Origin of the sequence: Nonomuraea maheshkhaliensis, from assembly GCF_039529435.1 — a bacterium.
GTDB classification, from domain to species: domain Bacteria; phylum Actinomycetota; class Actinomycetes; order Streptosporangiales; family Streptosporangiaceae; genus Nonomuraea; species Nonomuraea maheshkhaliensis.
Genome location: NZ_BAAAMU010000064.1, coordinates 19,616 through 37,293, shown reverse-complemented (window position 1 = coordinate 37,293; position 17,678 = coordinate 19,616). Strand labels below are relative to the sequence as shown.

The 17,678-nt window shown below is 72.1% G+C and carries 16 protein-coding genes; 12 read left to right on the top strand and 4 right to left on the bottom strand.

All coding sequences use genetic code 11. The annotated features are described in order from the left end of the window. Window positions 1-127 precede the first annotated feature (127 nt). Window positions 128-1,384, top strand: a complete 1,257-nt coding sequence (locus ABFX54_RS34125; RefSeq protein WP_346110726.1) for an MFS transporter — start codon at window positions 128-130, stop codon at window positions 1,382-1,384. Here the strand turns inward: ABFX54_RS34125 and ABFX54_RS34120 are convergent. Together ABFX54_RS34120 and ABFX54_RS34115 are read right to left on the bottom strand one after the other, a co-directional pair. Beyond that, complete coding sequence (locus ABFX54_RS34120) at window positions 1,366-1,863, bottom strand: hypothetical protein (RefSeq protein ID WP_346110725.1); 498 nt, start codon at window positions 1,861-1,863, stop codon at window positions 1,366-1,368. The two genes, ABFX54_RS34125 and ABFX54_RS34120, sit on opposite strands and share 19 nt — an antisense overlap. An 81-nt stretch (window positions 1,864-1,944) precedes the next feature. Then, window positions 1,945-2,502, bottom strand: coding sequence for a hypothetical protein (locus tag ABFX54_RS34115; RefSeq protein WP_346110724.1), 558 nt, complete (start codon window positions 2,500-2,502; stop codon window positions 1,945-1,947). Between the two features lie 131 nt (window positions 2,503-2,633). Between ABFX54_RS34115 and ABFX54_RS34110 the strand changes: the two genes are divergently transcribed. The 11 genes from ABFX54_RS34110 to ABFX54_RS34060 all read left to right on the top strand — a co-directional run bounded on the left by ABFX54_RS34110 (window position 2,634) and on the right by ABFX54_RS34060 (window position 14,040). Continuing rightward, complete coding sequence (locus ABFX54_RS34110; RefSeq protein WP_346110722.1) at window positions 2,634-3,263, top strand: IclR family transcriptional regulator; 630 nt, start codon at window positions 2,634-2,636, stop codon at window positions 3,261-3,263. Between the two features lie 81 nt (window positions 3,264-3,344). Further along, window positions 3,345-4,517: a homogentisate 1,2-dioxygenase gene (locus tag ABFX54_RS34105; RefSeq protein WP_346110720.1), complete on the top strand. Its 1,173-nt coding sequence runs from the start codon at window positions 3,345-3,347 to the stop codon at window positions 4,515-4,517. Continuing rightward, complete coding sequence (locus tag ABFX54_RS34100; protein WP_346110719.1) at window positions 4,496-5,281, top strand: hypothetical protein; 786 nt, start codon at window positions 4,496-4,498, stop codon at window positions 5,279-5,281. Before ABFX54_RS34105 ends, ABFX54_RS34100 begins: the two co-directional genes overlap by 22 nt. Then, window positions 5,278-6,381: a fumarylacetoacetase gene (fahA, locus tag ABFX54_RS34095; protein WP_346110718.1), complete on the top strand. Its 1,104-nt coding sequence runs from the start codon at window positions 5,278-5,280 to the stop codon at window positions 6,379-6,381. Before ABFX54_RS34100 ends, fahA begins: the two co-directional genes overlap by 4 nt. Before the next feature lie 73 nt (window positions 6,382-6,454). Beyond that, a complete protein-coding gene (locus tag ABFX54_RS34090; protein ID WP_346110717.1) occupies window positions 6,455-7,627 on the top strand; it encodes a L,D-transpeptidase in 1,173 nt (390 codons plus the stop codon). Between the two features lie 74 nt (window positions 7,628-7,701). Further along, window positions 7,702-8,133, top strand: coding sequence for an NfeD family protein (locus ABFX54_RS34085; RefSeq protein ID WP_346110716.1), 432 nt, complete (start codon window positions 7,702-7,704; stop codon window positions 8,131-8,133). 3 nt (window positions 8,134-8,136) lie between these two features. Continuing rightward, complete coding sequence (locus tag ABFX54_RS34080; protein ID WP_346110715.1) at window positions 8,137-9,213, top strand: SPFH domain-containing protein; 1,077 nt, start codon at window positions 8,137-8,139, stop codon at window positions 9,211-9,213. A 196-nt stretch (window positions 9,214-9,409) separates the two neighbouring features. Then, the gene (gene tdh, locus ABFX54_RS34075) at window positions 9,410-10,498 is read left to right on the top strand and encodes an L-threonine 3-dehydrogenase (protein ID WP_346110714.1); all 1,089 of its coding nucleotides are present in this window, start codon (window positions 9,410-9,412) and stop codon (window positions 10,496-10,498) included. Continuing rightward, the gene (locus tag ABFX54_RS34070) at window positions 10,498-11,667 is read left to right on the top strand and encodes a glycine C-acetyltransferase (protein ID WP_346110713.1); all 1,170 of its coding nucleotides are present in this window, start codon (window positions 10,498-10,500) and stop codon (window positions 11,665-11,667) included. Before tdh ends, ABFX54_RS34070 begins: the two co-directional genes overlap by 1 nt. A gap of 64 nt (window positions 11,668-11,731) precedes the next feature. Further along, the gene (locus ABFX54_RS34065; protein ID WP_346110712.1) at window positions 11,732-12,634 is read left to right on the top strand and encodes a LysR family transcriptional regulator; all 903 of its coding nucleotides are present in this window, start codon (window positions 11,732-11,734) and stop codon (window positions 12,632-12,634) included. Window positions 12,635-12,777: 143 nt separating this feature from the next. Next, window positions 12,778-14,040, top strand: a complete 1,263-nt coding sequence (locus ABFX54_RS34060) for an MFS transporter (protein ID WP_346110711.1) — start codon at window positions 12,778-12,780, stop codon at window positions 14,038-14,040. Window positions 14,041-14,090: 50 nt separating this feature from the next. Here ABFX54_RS34060 and ABFX54_RS34055 read toward each other — a convergent pair whose 3' ends face one another. Together ABFX54_RS34055 and ABFX54_RS34050 are read right to left on the bottom strand one after the other, a co-directional pair. Further along, on the bottom strand, window positions 14,091-15,815 hold the full coding sequence (locus tag ABFX54_RS34055; RefSeq protein ID WP_346110710.1) for a GTPase: 1,725 nt from the start codon (window positions 15,813-15,815) through the stop codon (window positions 14,091-14,093). Next, window positions 15,812-17,677 (bottom strand): GTPase domain-containing protein, encoded by a 1,866-nt coding sequence (locus ABFX54_RS34050; protein WP_346110709.1) that lies wholly within the window; start codon window positions 17,675-17,677, stop codon window positions 15,812-15,814. The genes ABFX54_RS34055 and ABFX54_RS34050 overlap by 4 nt, the downstream gene beginning before the upstream one ends. Window position 17,678 lies beyond the last annotated feature (1 nt).

Here is a 17,678-nt window from a genome sequence, read left to right as displayed (position 1 = left end):
TTGCGAAACCCCGCGCACATTCCGCGATCGGTCTTGTTGCCCGGGTGACAATAAATATGCGCACGACAAAGGGCCGGACGATGCGGCAAGATGGCGGGGTTTGGCCACTTTCAGGGGGTTTGCGCTGATGCACGACATCCTCCGCGATCTCGGACTGCTCCGGGACCGGCGGTTCGCCCTGCTGCTGACGGCGCGGACGATCTCCGTACTCGGGTCCGCCTTCGCCCCGGTGGCGCTCGCCTTCGGCATCCTCGACCTGCCTGGGGCCACCGCCTCGACCCTGTCCGTGGTGCTCACCGCCGAGTCGGTGCCGATGATCGCGTTCATGCTGGTCGGCGGCGTGATCGCGGACCGGCTGCCACGCCAGCGGGTGATGACGGCCGGCGAGTTCATCATGGCGGCGGGGTTCTTCGCGCTGGCCGCGATGCTGCTCACCGGCTGGACCCCGCTGCCCGCGCTGGCCGCGGCGGCGGCGGTCACGGGTGTGGCCACGGCGGTCACGTTCCCCGCGCTGACCGGGATCATCCCCGAGGTGGTCCCGCGCGACCGGCTGCAGACCGGCAACGCGCTGCTCGGCCTGGGCGCGAACGCCTCACGGGTGGCCGGCGCGGTGCTGGGCGGCGCCACGGTGGTGCTGTTCGGCGGCGGCTGGGCGCTGATGATCAGCGGCGCGCTGTTCGCGGTGGCGGGCGTGCTGATCGCGCTGCTGCGGCTCCAGCCGGGCGAGCAGCCCCGCGCCGAGTCCCACTCCGTGCTGGCCGACCTGCGTGACGGCTGGCGGGAGTTCAGCTCGCGGCAGTGGATCTGGGTGGTGGTCGCGCAGTTCTCGGTGATGGTCATGGCCATCCAGGCCGGACACGGCGTGCTCGGACCGCTGATGGCGAAGGAGAGCCTGGGCGGCCCCGCGGCCTGGTCGGCGTTCCTGACCGGCGAGGCCGTCGGCACGATCGTCGGCGTGCTGGTGTCGCTGCGGGTGCGACCCCGCCGGCCGATCCTGGTGGCGGTGCTGCTCTGCCTGCCGGCCGCGATCCCGTACGTGCTGCTCGGGGTGGACGCGCCGCTCTGGGCCATCGTCGGCGGGGCGTTCGTGCTCGGCGTGTGCTTCGACGTGTTCGGCGTGCTGTGGCAGACCACGATGCAGCGGGAGATCCCGGCGGAGGCGCTGTCGCGGGTCAGCTCGTACGACGTGCTGGGCTCGATGATGTTCGGCCCGATCGGGCTGCTGCTGGCCGGACCGGCCGCGGCGCTGTTCGGCACCGAGGAGTCGCTGCTCGGCTGTGCCGTCATCGTCGTGGTGTCCACGCTGGCCGCGCTGCTCTCCCCCGGGGTGCGGAACCTGCGCGCGCCCCAGCCGGGAGCCCCCGCTCAGGCCGATCTGAAGTAGGCGCCGGCCCTGGGCTGGAACATCAGGGTCAGCGCCCCCAGCACGGCCAGAATGTGCAGGGTCCTGCTGGCAGCGAAGACCCAGCTCATCGCGTCGGCCCCGGACACGGCCGCGGCGATCGAGCCGCCGTCCAGCAGCCACCGCACGGGCTCGATCACCAGCGAGAGCGTGCCGAACACGCCGAGCGTGCCCGCCAGGGCCCAGCGCGCCCAGTTCGCCCCGGCCTTCAGCCGCAGCGCCAGGAAGATCGCCCCGGCGAACACGGCCAGCCGGAACCCGGCTCCCGGCAGCAGCTCCGCCACCGGCGTGCCCTCGTACAGCATGCTGCCGATCATCAGCGCGGCCTCGAACGCGCCGAACGCGACCGCCGAGAGCCAGAGCATGGCGGCGGCGTGCACGACAGGTGGCGGCGCGGTCTCGGTGTCAGTTGCGGTGTCGGCTTCGGGGGCTTCGGTGACGGTGGTCATGGGGTGCTTCATGGGGACAAGTCTCCGCCGCGGACCTGGCCCGGATCATGCCCGCCGTCCCCCCGATTCAGGTGGGGCAGGCCCTACCGGCGCTCACACGATGATGAGCCGCACCACGACGCCCGCGCAGTTGCCCGCCACGCAGATCCGTACCGGCACCTCGCTGATGCCCGCCGCCACCGGGACGCCGCCCACGTGGCCGTCGGGGCCGATGCTCACGCCGCCCGGCACCTTCTCGACGTCGGTCACCGTGAAGGTGGGCACCACCCCGGGCGGCCCGCCGTCGATGCCGATCTCGCCGTCCAGCGGCGTGCCCACCTTGCCGGGGAAGGTCAGCTCGCGCGGCTCCCACGGCTCGTTGACCAGCACCACGAGCGTCAGCTCCTGCGCCTGACAGGATCGGCCCATGCAGAGCTGGACCGGCGCGACGAACGTGCCCGGACGCTGCGGCCTGCCGGAGAGGCGACCGCCGGCGTCGACCCTGACCCCGACCGCGAGGTAGCCGGCGCGGAAGGTGATGCCCTTGGCGATCGGCAGCAGCTGCTGCCGCACCTCGATGCCCTGGGTGAGGTAGAAGGTGTCCTCGACCAGGGCGCGCTCGGCCCGCGCGAGCGGCGTCTGGTACGCCATGGGCGTGGTGATGGACGACATGGCCGGAGAAAAGGCACATATTGCCACTCCGGCCAGCAGGAGCACCCACCAATGCCGCATCGTCACCCCCCGGCGGTTCTACGCCCATACGTACCCCCCTAACCGCGCGGCGTCACTCCATAATCGGTCGCATGGCCGCCGAATCCGCTCAGACCCTCGAACGCGGGCTCCGCCTGCTACGCCTGCTCGCCGACGGCAAGGGCGGCCGCACGCCGACGGAGCTGAGCGCCGAGCTGTCGCTGAGCCGGCCCGTGGTGTACCGGCTGCTGACGACGCTGCTCGCCTCCGGCTTCGTCCGCAGGGACGCCGAGGGCCGGGTGCACCTCGGTTTCGGCGTGCTGGCGCTGGCCCAGGCCGTGCAGCCGCTGCTGCGCGCGGCGGCGGTGCCGACGCTGCGGCGGCTGGCCGAGCGGGTGGGGGCGACCGCGCACCTGACCGTGGCCGAGGGCGACGACGGGCTGGCCGTGGCGGTGGTGGAGCCGTCGTGGACCGACATGCACGTGGCCTACCGGGAGGGCTCGCGCCATCCGCTGGCCAGGGGCGCGGCGGGGCGGGCGATCCTGGCCCTGCGAGAGGGCAGGCACGATTACTTCGCCACGGAGGGGCAGTTGCAGGAGGGTGCGCGTGGCGTCGCCGCGCCGGTCACCGGGCTGCCGTGGCTGGAGGCGTCGGTGGGGGTGGTGACGTTCGGGCCGCTGGAGGAGTCCACGGGCCCGGCGGTGGTGGCCGCCGCCGCCGAGCTGACCGCCGTGCTGGGTTGACATCTCCTGGCGGATGGCGGACGGTGGCTCACATATAGAGGACACTTCCGTCCGATAACCGGACAGATGTGGAGGGGCCGGATGCCGTACTACCGGGTCGTGGGAGAGGTGCCGCGCAAGCGGCATGTGCAGTTCAGACGGCCGGACGGCGGTCTCTACGCCGAGGAGCTGATGGGCGAGGAGGGCTTCTCCTCCGACTCCTCGCTGCTCTACCACCGGCACCTGCCCACGGCGATCGTCAAGGCCGAAGCGGTGATCCCTGCCGGGGAGACCCGCCTTGAGCCCAACCTGCCGCTCTCCCCCCGCCACTTCCGCACCCAGGAGCTCTCCAGCGCCGGCGACCTGGTCTCCGGCCGCATGCCGCTGGCGGGCAACGCCGACGTCCGGTTGTCGTACGCCACGAGCGATCAGCCGAGCGAGCTCTACCGCAACTCCATGGGCGACGAATGCGTCTACGTCCAGCGCGGGCGGGTGCGCTTCGAGTCCACCTACGGCGTGATCGAGGCCGGTGAGGGCGACTACGTCGTCGTCCCGACCGGCACCATCCACCGGTGGGTGCCCGACGGGACCGTCAACGTGCTGGCCATCGAGGCGGCCGGGCACATCAGGCCGCCCAAGCGCTACCTGTCGCAGCACGGGCAGTTCCTGGAGCACGCCCCCTACTGCGAGCGCGACCTGCGGGCGCCGGCCGAGCCGTTCACGGCCGAGGGCGAGGAGGTGCCGGTCCTGGTCCGTACGCGCGGCGGCCTGACCAGGCTGGTCTACCGCCACCATCCGTTCGACGTGGTGGGCTGGGACGGCTACCTTTATCCGTTCGCCTTCAACATCGACGACTTCGAGCCGATCGTGAAGCGCACGCACGCGCCGCCGCCGGTGCACCAGACGTTCGAGGGGCCCGGGTTCGTGGTGTGCTCCTTCTGCCCCAGGCCGCTCGACTACCATCCCGAAGCCGTTCCGATCCCGTACAACCACCACAACGTCGACTCCGACGAGTTCATGTTCTACGTGGGCGGCGACTACTCGGCCCGTCAGGGCTCCGGCATCGGTGTCGGCTCGATCTCGCTGCATCCGGCCGGGTTCACGCACGGGCCGCAGCCGGGGGCGGTGGAGGCGGTGATCGAGGCGGTCGCGCGCGGCGTCACGACGACGAGCGAGGTCGCCGTCATGGTCGACACGTTCCGCCCGCTCGACCTCGGCAGCAGCGCGCTGGCCTGCGAGGACGCCGGCTACGCGTGGACGTGGGCGCGGTCATGACGCTCTTCGCCGCCCTGGTGGACGACGCGGGTCTGTTCCCGCCGACGTCCCTGCACATGGACGAGGCCCTGATCCGCAACCAGCGCGACCTGGAGCAGGGCCACCGGGTGCTCACGCACCGTTTCCTGTGCCCGGCCAGCCGGCTCGACCGGCTGCGCGGCATGGACTACCGGCCGCGGCGCATCGGGCTGATCTGCGACATGGACGAGCTGCCCGACTTCGGCGACCTGCCCGTGGACTACGTCGAGGCGAAGCTGCCACCCGACATGTCGGTCGAGGAACTGGCCGCACGGCTGGACCTGCCGGACGGCGTGCGGCTCTGGGCCGAGGTGCCCGCGCGCAAGACGTCCATGGAGGTGCCCGAGGGCGCCGGGCTGAAGGTGCGCTGTGGCGGCGCGACGGGCGAGGAGTTCCCACCGGTGGAGCACCTCGGGCAGTTCATCAAGTCCTGCGCCGAGAACGGCATCCCGTTCAAGGCCTCCGCCGGGCTGCACCACGCCGTACGCCACTTCGACCCCTCGCTCGGCGTGGACCGGCACGGCTTCCTCAACCTGCTGCTGGCCGTCTGCGAGACCGTCGAGGGCCGCGATCCCGCGCCCGTCCTGCGCACCACCGACGTCGGCAACCTCGTCCGGCTGTGCGCGGCCGTCAGGGAGGAGACGGCCGGGCGGGCCAGGCGGCTGCTGGTGAGCTACGGCTCGTGCAACACCACCGCGCCCCTGGACGACCTGCGCGCGCTCGGACTGGTCGAGGAGAACTCATGAGCTGGGGAGTGGACAACCTGCCCTACGGTGTCTTCTCCCGCCCCGGTCAGCGCCCCAGGGTCGGGGTGCGCTACGGCGACAGGGTGCTCGACCTGGCCCCCGCGCTGCACGACGAGGTCTTCTCCGCATCCTCGCTCAACCCGTTCATGGCACGGGGCCGGGCGGCCTGGCACGACACCAGGACCCTGATCAGAAACAAGCTCACCGGCGACCTGCCGGTCACCGAGCGGCACCTGATCCCGCTCGACCAGGTGAGCCTGCACCTGCCGTTCGAGGTGGCCGACTATGTCGACTTCTACTCCTCGCTCGATCACGCGAGCAACATCGGCCGGATCCTGCGCCCCGGCTCGGAGCCGCTGCAGCCGAACTGGCGCCACTTGCCCGTCGGCTACCACGGCAGGGCGGGCACGGTCGTGGTGTCGGGCACGCCGGTCAGGCGCCCGCACGGGCAGCTCGGGCCTGGCTCCTTCGGGCCGAGTCAGAAGCTCGACATCGAGGCCGAGCTGGGGTTCGTGGTGGGCGTGCCGTCCGCCATGGGGTCGCCGGCAGGGGCGTTCGAGGATCACGTGTTCGGAGTGACGCTGCTCAACGACTGGAGCGCGCGCGACATCCAGGCGTTCGAGTACGTGCCGCTGGGGCCGTTCCTCGGCAAGTCGTTCGCCACCTCGATCTCGCCGTGGATCACGCCGCTGGAGGCGCTGCCGCGCATTCCGGGCCCGGCCCAGGAGCCCGAGCCGGCCGCCTACCTGCGCAGGAGGGCGGACTGGGGGCTGGACATCTCGCTTGAGGTGCTGCTCAACGGGGAGGTGGTGGCGCGGCCCCCGTACGCGGCCATGTACTGGACGCCGGACCAGATGCTCGCCCACCTGACGGTGAACGGGGCCTCGCTGCGCACGGGAGACCTGTTCGCCAGCGGCACCATCTCCGGCTCCGAGCCGGGCGAGCGCGGCTCGCTCATGGAGCTGACCTGGAACGGGACCGAGCCGGTGAAGCTGGCGGGCGGCGAGACCCGCGCCTTCCTGGAGGACGGTGACACGGTCGTCATCCGCGCCACCGCTGGTGACCTGACATTGGGTGAGGTGTCGGGAACTGTCGGATAAGTGACTCGACGTGCTTGAGTGATGACTCACCGCTACCCTGGGACCTCCCCTTCCCTCGGAAAGCAGGAGTCACATGCGCCGCGCCGTGATGTTCTGTGTCGCCTTCGTCCTGGTTTGCAGCGGTTGTAGCTCCGTCACGGCCGCGACCCCGTCCGCGCCTCCCGTCGTGCGGGTGTGGCCGCCGTTCGGCAGCAAGCACGCGCGGCCCGACCGGGGCCTGCTCGTCAGGGCGGATGGCGGCACGCTCAGCCAGGTCCTGGTCTACCAGGGTGGCGAGCCGGTGCCGGGGCGGCTCGACGAGTCGCGTACGACGTGGCGTACCGACTGGACGCTCAAGCCCGCCACCGAATACACGATCACCGCCACCGCCGGGCGCGAAGGGGCGCCCGCCACCGTGGCCATGGGCCGGGTCCGCACCCGCGCCGCCGTCAGGACGTTCCAGGTGGCCGCGACCGCGCCGCTGCCGGGCGAGACCGTCGGCGCCGGCATGCCGATCGTGATCGACTTCGACACGCCCGTCGAGGACCGCGCGGCCGTCGAGCGCGCGCTGGAGGTCACCACGCCGACGCCGGTCGAAGGCGCCTGGCGGTGGATCAGCGACACGCAGGTGGTCTACCGCACCCGGCGGTTCTGGCCGCCCAGGCAGCGGGTCACGGTGAGCGCCCACCTCGCCGGCGTACGCGCGGGCGACGGGCTCTTCGGCGCCGCCGACTCCACCTTCACCTTCACCGTCGGACGCCGGCAGACCAGCCTGATCGACGCGAAGTCCCACCAGATGACCGTCACCCGCGACGGGCAGATCGTGCAGCGCATGGCCATCAGCGCCGGCATGGCCACCACCCACGAATACACCACGACCAGCGGCGTCCACCTGACCATGGACAAGGGAAACCCGGTCCGCATGGTCTCCCCCGGCCGGGAGAAAGGCGACCCCGGCTATTACGACATGATGATCGACCACGCGGTGCGCATTTCCAACAGCGGCGAATACGTGCACGCCAAGGACAACGTGTGGGCGCAGGGGCGGGCCAACGTCAGCCACGGCTGCATCAATTCCCGGCCCGACCAGGCGGCCTGGTTCTACGCCTCGTCGCTGCGCGGCGACCCCGTCACCATCACCGGCACCGACCGGCCGCTCGAATGGAACAACGGATGGGGTTTCTGGCAACTGCCGTGGGAGAAATGGCGGCTGGGCAGCGCGCTGACACAAACCGTCCCCCAGGCCGGCGGGGTGCCGAAGCGTTGAAAACGGCATTACGGTAGAGGAGGGGGGAACCTCTGGCGAGCTCAGGCCCGTTACCCCTTATAGGAGGGCCGGATATGGATGAATGGATCATCTGGGTAATCCTCGCAGTCGTCCTGGGCGTGGCCGAGATATTCACGCTGACGGCCTCGCTCGGCCTCCTGGGGGCCGCGGCCCTGCTGACCGCCGCCACCGCGGCCATCGGATTGCCCGTCCCCCTGCAACTGATCTTCTTCGCCGTCTCCTCGGCGGCCGGCCTGCTGGTGCTGCGGCCGATCGCGATGCGCCATATCAAGCAGCCGCCGCTGCAGCGGTTCGGCGTCGAAGCACTCGTGGGCAAGCCCGCTTACGTCGTGGCGGAAGTGACGGGCCGCGACGGCCGCGTGCGCATCGGGGGAGAGGAATGGTCGGCGCGCGCCTACGACGAGACCCTCGTGATCCCTGCTGGGGCCACCGTCGACGTCATCGAGATCGAGGGGGCTACCGCCCTCGTATATCCCCGGGAGTGACCCATGGATCCGCTGTTGCTGGTCGGACTGTTCGTCATACTTTTCGCCGTCATGACCCTGCTGAAGGCCGTACGGATCGTGCCGCAGGCCCGTGCCCGCAACGTCGAGCGCCTCGGCCGCTACCACCGCACGCTCAAGCCGGGGCTCAACTTCGTCATCCCCTACATCGACCGCGTCCACCCCATGATGGATCTGCGTGAGCAGGTCGTCTCCTTCCGTCCCCAGCCGGTCATCACCGAGGACAACCTGGTCGTCGAGATCGACACCGTCCTCTACTTCCAGGTCACCGACCCGCGGGCGGCGGCGTACGAGATCGCCAACTACATCACCGGTGTCGAGCAGCTGACCGTCACCACGCTGCGCAACGTGGTGGGCTCCATGGACCTGGAGAAGACGCTGACCTCCCGCGACACCATCAACAGCCAGCTGCGCGGCGTCCTCGACGAGGCCACCGGCAAGTGGGGGCTGCGCGTCAACCGCGTCGAGATCAAGGCCATCGACCCCCCGAAAACCATCAAAGACGCCATGGAGAAGCAGATGAGGGCCGAGCGTGACAAGCGCGCGGCCATCCTGAACGCCGAAGGCCAGCGGCAGTCGCAGATCCTCACCGCCGAAGGTGACAAGCAGAGCCGCATCCTGCGCGCCGAGGGCCAGCGCACGGCCGCCATCCTGGAGGCCGAGGGCCAGTCGCGGGCGATCGACCAGGTCTTCCAGGCGGTCCACCGCAACGACCCCGACCCGAAGCTGCTCGCCTACCAGTACCTCCAGGTGCTGCCGCAGCTCGCGCAGGGCGACGGCAACACGTTCTGGGTGATCCCCAGCGAGGTCACCTCCGCGCTGCAGGGCGTCTCGAAGGCGTTCACCGAGGCGCTGCCGCGCTCGGCGGCCACGCGGGACGAGATGCCCGAGACGTCCGCGGCCGACGAGGAGGTGGCCAGGGCCTCCGAGGCGGCGGCCGAGGCGGTCGCCGACGCCCAGGAGGCGGAGAGCCCGAACGGGCCGCGGCAGCTCACGCAGAAGAACGAGGAGCCGTCGCCGTTCCCCGGTCTGGACCGGGAGCCGACGGAGGCCGAGCGCTGACATCTCCGGCTTTTTCCGGCGGGTTCTGACCTTTCAGGACCCGCCGGAACGTTTTCCCGCCGCGTTCCCCGCCGCACGGTGACGCGCGCGCCTGCCGCGTGAAGCGGAGCTGTGGGGGCACTTAAGAACTCCTCGATGGACACGTCCCGGGTCCTGCGGGCATGGTGCGTTAGGTTCTTAAGGGGGAAGTGAGGCCATGAAAGCGCTGGTCAAGGAGCGGGCCGAACCCGGGTTGTGGCTGGTCGACGTGCCGGAGCCCGAGCTGGGTCCCGGCGAGGTGAAGATCCGGGTGCTGCGCACCGGCATCTGCGGCACCGACCTGCACATCCGCAAGTTCGACGACTGGGCCCGGCACACGCTGGAGCTGCCGCTCGTCGTCGGGCACGAGTTCTCCGGGCACGTGGTCGAGGTGGCGCCGGGCGTCGAGGACGTCTCCGTCGGCGACCTCGTCAGCGGCGAGGGTCACCTCGTGTGCGGCAAGTGCCGCAACTGCATGGCCGGCCGCCGGCACCTGTGCCGCAACACGATCGGGCTCGGCGTCAACAGGAACGGCGCCTTCGCCGAATACGTCACGCTGCCCGCCTCCAACGTCTGGGTGCACCGCGTGCCCGTCCACCCCGACATCGCCGCCATCTTCGACCCGTTCGGCAACGCCGTGCACACCGCGCTGTCGTTCCCGCTGGTCGGCGAGGACGTGCTGATCACCGGCGCGGGCCCGATCGGCCTGATGGCAGCGGCCGTGGCCACCCACGTCGGCGCGCGCAACGTGATGATCACCGACGTCAGCGACGAACGGCTCGACCTGGCCGGCAAGCTCGGCGTCTCCCTGGCCGTCAACGTCTCCAGGTCCTCGATCGCCGACGGCATGCGCCAGCTCCACCTGCGCGAGGGCTTCGACGTGGGGCTGGAGATGTCCGGCAACCCGACGGCCGTGCGCGACATGATCGCCAGCATGACCCACGGCGGGAAGATCGCCATGCTGGGGCTGCCGGCCGAGGAGTTCGCCGTCGACTGGTCGACCGTGGTCACCTCCATGCTCACCATCAAGGGGGTCTACGGCCGCGAGATGTACGAGACCTGGTACAACATGTCCGTCCTGCTGGAGAAGGGCCTCGACCTCTCCCCCGTGATCACCGACCGGTTCTCGTACCGGGACTTCGACGCCGCCTTCGACACGGCGGCGGGCGGCAGGACGGGCAAGGTCATCCTCGACTGGAGCGACGCGTCCAGCTCGGGGGAAACCGGCGCCGAGCCGGCCGGAGCCACCACGAACAGGAGCGCCTGATGTTCACGAACGTGCGCCAGCAGCTGCGTACGACGCTCGACGAGATCACCGAGGCCGGGCTGCTCAAGCCCGAGCGCGTCATCTCCACCCCGCAGAGCTCCCAGGTGAGCGTGGCCGGCCGCGAGGTGCTCAACTTCTGCGCCAACAACTACCTGGGCCTGGCCGACGACCCGACCGTGATCGAGGCGGCCAAGCAGGCGCTCGACCGGTGGGGCTTCGGCATGGCCTCCGTACGCTTCATCTGCGGCACCCAGGAGGTGCACAAGGAGCTGGAGTCGCGCCTGTCGGACTTCCTCGGCATGGAGGACACCGTCCTCTACAGCTCCTGCTTCGACGCCAACGGCGGCGTGTTCGAGACCCTGCTCGACGCGCAGGACGCGGTCATCTCCGACGCGCTCAACCACGCCAGCATCATCGACGGCATCCGCCTGTCCAAGGCCCAGCGGTTCCGGTACGCCAACCGCGACATGGCCGAACTGGAGGCCCGGCTGAAGGAGGCGTCGGAGGCGCGGCGGCGGCTGATCGTGACCGACGGCGTGTTCTCCATGGACGGATATCTGGCGCCGTTGCGGGAGATCTGCGACCTGGCCGACCAGTACGACGCCATGGTCATGGTCGACGACTCCCACGCCGTCGGCTTCGTCGGCCCGACCGGCCGCGGCACGCCCGAGCTGCACGGCGTCACCGACCGGATCGACATCATCACCGGCACGCTGGGCAAGGCGCTGGGCGGGGCCAGCGGCGGCTACGTCGCCGCGCGCAAGGAGATCTGCGAGCTGCTGCGTCAGCGCTCGCGCCCCTACCTGTTCTCCAACTCGCTGGCTCCCGTCATCGCCTCCGCGTCACTGCGCATCCTCGACCTGCTGGAGACCTCCAGCGAGGCCAGGGAGCGGCTGCGGGCCAACACCGCCCGCTTCCGCGCCGGGATGACCGAGGCCGGCTTCGACATCCTGCCCGGCGACCACCCGATCGTGCCGGTCATGATCGGCGACGCCGCCGAGGCCGGGGCGATGGCCGAGCGCCTGCTCGACCTGGGCATCTACGTGATCGGCTTCTCGTATCCTGTCGTACCGCACGGCCAGGCCAGGATCAGGGTGCAACTCTCGGCCGCGCACTCCGAGCAGGACGTCGAACAGGCGCTCCAGGCGTTCGTCCAGGCCCGGGGCTGAGCTCGGCGCTGGGCTCCAGGCACTCGCGCATCGTAGGGAGCCCGAGGCTGAGTATCCTCGCTGCGTGATAGACACGCGGCGACTGCGCACGCTGCGCGCGGTGGCCGACCACGGCACGGTCACCGCCGCCGCCGCTGCGCTGCATCTGACGCCCTCCGCCGTGTCACAGCAGCTCGCCGCGCTGGAGCACGAGGTGGGCCACCGCCTGCTCACCCGCGACGGGCGCGGCGTGCACCTCACGGCGGTGGGCAAGATCATGGTGGCGCACGCCAACGAGGTCCTGGCCCAGCTCGAACGCGCCGAGGCCGAGGTGGCCGCGTACACGACGGGCGCCGCGGGCGAGGTGACCGTGGCCTGCTTCGCCACCGCGATCAGCGCCGTGCTCTCCCCCGCCATCGCCTCGCTGCGCACCACCGCGCCCGGCGTGCGCGTCCGCGTCCACGACGCCGAGGGCGACCACGGCCTGCTCATGCTGCTGGACGAGCGCGCCGACCTGACCATCGCGGTCGAATACCGCGGCGCCCCCGACGCCGCCGACCGCCGCCTGTCCCGCCATCCCCTCTACGCTGAGCCGTTCGACCTGGTGCTCCCCCGCGAGCATCCGCTGGCCGACTCGGCGACCCTCGTCTCGCTGGCCACCGAGACCTGGATCGGCCCCTATCCCGGCAACCCGGTGCACGACGTGATCACGTTCGCCTGCCAGCAGGCCGGTTTCACGCCCGACCTGGTCCACTGCTCCGACGACTTCCGCGCCGTGGTCGCCCTGGTCGGGGCGGGTGCCGGGGTGGCGCTGGTGCCACGGCTGGCGTTGCGCGACATGGCGCTGCCCGGGGTCGTGGTGCGGCACACACCGGGTCCAGAACGCCGCGTCTTCGCCGCCGTACGACGGGGCTCCGACGCCCACCCCCTCCTGCGCCCGCTCCTCGCGGCCCTCCGCGGCGTGGCCGGATCCCTCGGAACGGGCTGAAACACTCCGCCCCGCACCTGGATGACCTGCACCGCGCCCGCAAGCCGCCGGCCAAGGAGCTGCCCGAACGCGCGACCTTCGAAGGCAACCTCCGGCCATGACCAGGGGCCCGATCGTGTGATCTTCGGAGGTAGCCTGCGGCCATGACCAGAGACGGGCCGGGCGGTCTTCCCCATCGGAGGCTGCTCGGCCTGCCCGGGGTCGCGGCGCAGGCCGTGCTCGGGTTCCTGGCGCAGCTCACGCAGCAGGTGGCGCCGGTCGGCCTGGTGCTCGTCGCGCAGCGCGCGAGCGGCTCGCTGGCCCTCGCCGGCCTGACGGCGGCGGCGTTCTCCGCCGGGGCGGGCATGGGCCGGCCCGTGCTCGGACGTCTCATGGACCGCCACGGTCCCAGACCGGTGCTGGCCGCCACGGCCCTCCTGCACGTGGCGGCGCTGCTCGCACTGGTCGCCTACGCCCAGCCCGGCCGGCCGCAGTGGCCGATGGTGGCGCTGGCCTGGATCATCGGGGTCGCGCTGCCGCCCATCTCCGTCAGCATGCGGCTCGAATGGGGCCGCAGGACGCCCGCCGAGGGGCGTACCGCCGCCTACAGCCTCGTCTTCCTGGTCCAGGAGCTGGCCATGCTGACCGGGCCGCTGCTGTTCGGCCTGCTGATCGCGGTGGCCTCGGCCTCACTGGCCCTGGGCACGGTCGCGGCGGCGGCCGGGACCGGCACACTGGCCTTCTCCCTGGCGCTGCGCTCCGGCTCTTATGCCGGGTCGCGAGGCCGGGGGCGGGTGTTCGCCGACCGCCGGATGTTCGTCCTGCTCCCGGTGGTGCTGCTGCTGGGCGGTTTCATCGGAGCGGTGCAGGTGGGGGTGCCGGCCCTGGCCGCCGCCCGCGAGGTGCCCGCCGCGACCGGACCCCTGGTGGCGGCGCTGTCTGTAGGCGGCATCGCGGGCGCCATCGCCTACGGCTCCCGTCGGTGGCGCTCGGGAGTCCCGGCACGCCTCGCCGCCCTGATGCTCGCCCTCGGCCTCCCACTGGCTCCCCTGACCCTCCTCGACCCCCTGCCGTCCTTGTCCAGGCCCTCCTCCGGGCCGCTTGCGTCGGCGTCGGCGGTTCCTGAGTCGCCGTTATCAGGGTCGCTGTGGTGGTTGGCGGTGTTCTGGGCTGCTCTGTTCGTCGCCGGGCTGGCGCTGACTCCGGCGCTGACGACGTCCTCCCTGCTGGTGGACGAGTACGCGCCGCACGCGCAGGCGGAGGCGTTCGGCTGGGTCTCGACGGCCATCGGCACGGGCGGCGCGGCCGGTGCGGCGGTCGCCGGAGTGGCCGGTGACCGGTTCGGCCACGCGGCCCCCTTCCTGACCGCCGCCACCTTCGCCCTCACCGGGGCGGCCCTGGCCCTGGCACTCCTCAGACGCCCATGAACGCCATCAATATCCGGCCCTGACCCGCTCTCAGACGCCGTTGAGTGCCCTCACGTCTTGCCGCGGGCCAGGTCCACGGCCTCGGCGAAGCGGGCGTAGGCCGCCAGCTCTGCCGCCACGGGCTCCAGCACGTACTCCCGGCCGACCTGACCGATGGCCGCACGCAGGGCTTTGGCCGTGCGACGGGCCCGGCGCCGGCCGCCCGCCCAGGCCGCCAGCCGCGACAGCAGGGCGATCACGACGCCCGCCAGCGCCCCGCCCACCAGCAGCGCCGTCGGCCACGGCACCACGCCCACGGCCGGCAGCGGCGGCTGGGGCAGGCGCAGGTAGTCCATCGCGAACAGCCCGCCCAGCCACAGGACGCCGGCCAGCATGGTCGCGAACACCAGCCACTGCAGCACGTTCACGGCCCGCCACCACCTGGGCCGCCTCGTGGCTCCCGCCGAGGTCGTGGCCACCGCCCGGTCCACCGCGTCCGTCAGCTCGCCGGCGCGCGACCTGCCCGCCTCACGCACCGACGCCGCCCACGGCCCCGGCAGCCCGGCCGCGGCCACCTCGCCGACGTCCCTGATCGCGGTCTCGACCTGCGCCCGCTGCACGGCCGAAGCCGCAGGCACGGAGGTACGCCCGACGATCTCCCTGCCCTGCCGTACGGGTTCGCTGTCCAGCCGCCCGCGTTCCTTGCCCTGCCGGTCGTGCACTCTGCTCTGTTGTGCGAGCTTTCTGTCCAGCCGGTCGTGCGGGATGCCGCCGATGCGCAGCCTGCGCAGTGGGTCGGGTCGGAGTCTCCTGATCCACCTGGTGAGCGGCCATCCGGTGGCGACCACGGCCCGATGCCGGTGTCCCTTGGCCACAGCCTCTACGACCAGCGGCACCCCGGCCGCCGTGCTGAGCGCGCCGGTGAGCGCACGTTCCGCACCCTGCATCCGTTCGGCGGAGGCGACAGGCTCGTCCTGCCCGTCGGCCGGGGCGAGGTGGTCGGCGGCGGCCGTGATGTCGGCGGACAGGCGGGCCGACCAGGACGCGCGTTCCGCGACCCGCTCCCGCAGCAGCGAGCGCAACTCCCGCAGGCCCTGCCCCGTACGGGCCGAGACGGCGAGCGCAGGGACCCCCGCCAGCCCGTCCTCGTCCAGCAGGCGGCGCAGATCGGCCAGGCAGCGCTCCACGGCCTGGGCGGGCAGGCGGTCGACCTGGTTGAGCACGACCAGCATCACGTCCCGGTGCCCGGCCAGCGGGCGCAGGTAGCGCTCGTGCAGCGCGGCGTCAGCGTACTTCTGCGGGTCCACCACCCAGATCAGCAGATCGACCTGCTCCACGAGGCGATCCACCTCCAGCCGGTGCGACAGGCGGATGGAGTCGTGGTCGGGCAGATCGAGCAGCACCAACCCGTCCAGATCGGCCCCGGCATCGGCGTCGGTGCCGGCCGCGTGGCGTTTCGGTACGTCGAGCCAGTCGAGCAGCGGCCCCGCGCCGTCGCCGTCCCACAGCGCCCCCTGGGCGGTCGAGGTCGTGGGCCTGGTGACGCCCACGTCGGCCAGGTCCTGCCCGGCCAGCGCGTTGTAGAGCGAGGACTTGCCGCTGCCGGTGGCTCCGGCCAGTGCGGCGACGGTGTGGTCGATGGACAGCTCACGGCGTACGCCGGCCCGATCGGCAACGGCTCGCGCGCTGGACACGACCTGCTCGGGCAGCCGCCCCTCCGCCAGCGCGGCGGCCTCCCGCAACGCGGCCAGCCGGGAGTCGAGCGACGGCCCCTCCTTCCGCCGCAGCAGCTTCACGACCTCTCCCCCCGCGTATCAGGCCCCAGGGCGTCCGGCCCGGACACGGCAGGCGGATCCGTTCCGGGCGGATCCGTTCCAAGAGCGTCCGGGTGCGGTGCGGGCAGTTCGTCCGTCGTGTCCGTGCCCGCAGCGGGAAGCTCGGCCGTCGCATCCGTACCCGCAGCCGGCAGTTCGGCGCGGTGGTCGCGGATGCGCTGGGCCGCCGCACGCAGCCCATCCGCCGTCCCCCTGGGCGGCTCCACACTCTCCAACTGGGTCAGGAACCGCCCGGACTCCTCCTCCAGCAACCCCCGCACCCGTTCCCGCAGATCCTCCCGAGCCCGCGCGGTCAGCGTCCGTACGGCCTGGTCGCCGAAGACCGCCTCCAGCAGCTTCTGCGACAGCACGCTGGTCCCGCCCGCGATCCCCACCTCGATCCCGGTCAGCCCGCCGGTGGAGGCGAAGACGGCCAGCATGAGCAGCAGCCCGGCCCCGTTCACCCCGAACGAGGCGACCCTGGCGGCGGTGCGCCGTTCGGCCCCCTCCTCGCGTACGAGGTCGAGCACGTATTCCTGCCACCCCCGCACCGCCGCCTCGGCCCGCTTGCCCAGGTCGGCGTAGGCGCGGCGGATGCGGGCGGACTCGACGGCGCCCAGCCGGTCGAGCAGCCCGGGCCCGCCGGGCGCGGCCGACCAGCCCTCCAGCGCACGCTCGGCGGCCCCGTCGGCGGCGCCCCTGATCAGCGCCTCGACCCCGCTCTCCAAGGCGTCCCGAAGCTGCGCCTCCGGCACCCGCCCGGTGAAGAAGCCGACGATGCGGTCACGCAGCCAGCCGACGCGGCTCTCCAGGGAACGCATGAGGTCGCCGGTGCCGATGAAGTCCTGCCAGCGGGCCAGCACCTCGCCGCGCAGCAGCGAGCCGTCGCGCATGCCCTCGTCGAAGTCGGCCATCCCGCCCGCGTACGCGCCCGCCACGATCGAGCGCAGCCCGTCGAAGGCGGCCTGCTGGCGTTCGACGGCACCGGCCAGCGACGGCACCCTGACGGCCAGGCTGTCGAGCGCCCCTGAGAGCGTCTGGCGGACGACGCGCGACCGCTCGGCGGCGTCGGAGGCCAGCCCGGTCAGCCACGTGGCGATGGGCTCGACGTAAGCAACAGGCAGGCGGGCCTTCTCGTCGGGCAGCGCCGCCTCGGGCACGGTGAACAGCCGGGTGCCTTCGAGGCCGTTCTCGGCGAGCAGCCTGGCCAGGTCGCGCGAGACGGGCTCGACGGCCTCGGGCGGGGCGCGGTCGAGGACGACGGCCAGCGCGGTGCTGCGTTCGCGGGCCGAGCGCAGGAAGCCCCACGGCACCTCGTCGGCGTAACGGGCGGCGGTCGTGACGAACAACCACAGATCGGCGGCGGCCAGCAACTGCGCGGCCAGCTCCCGGTTGGCGGTCACCACGGAGTCGATGTCGGGCGCGTCGAGCAGGGCGAGACCCGCGCCCAGCGCCGGTGAGTCCACCACGCGCAGCGCGCCGGGGCCGCCTCCGGTGGCGCGGGACAGGCCCGGCAGCACGTTCTGGCCGAGGAACCAGGCGCGGTCGGCGGGGCTGACCACGAGGGTGGGCACCAGCGTGGTGGGCCGCAGCACGCCGGGCTCGGCCACGTCGGCCCCGACCAGCGAGTTGACCAGCGTGGACTTGCCCGCCCCTGTCGAACCGCCGACGACGGCCAGCAGCGGCGCGTCCAGCGCCCGCAACCTGGGCAGCAGGTAGTCGTCGAGCTGACCGGTCAGCTCGCGCAGCGCGCGCCTGTCGGCCTCCGCCTCGCCGACGGCCAGCGGGAACAGCTCCCGATCCAGCGGTCGCCGCAGCGACTCCAGCGCGCCCAGCAGGTCCATG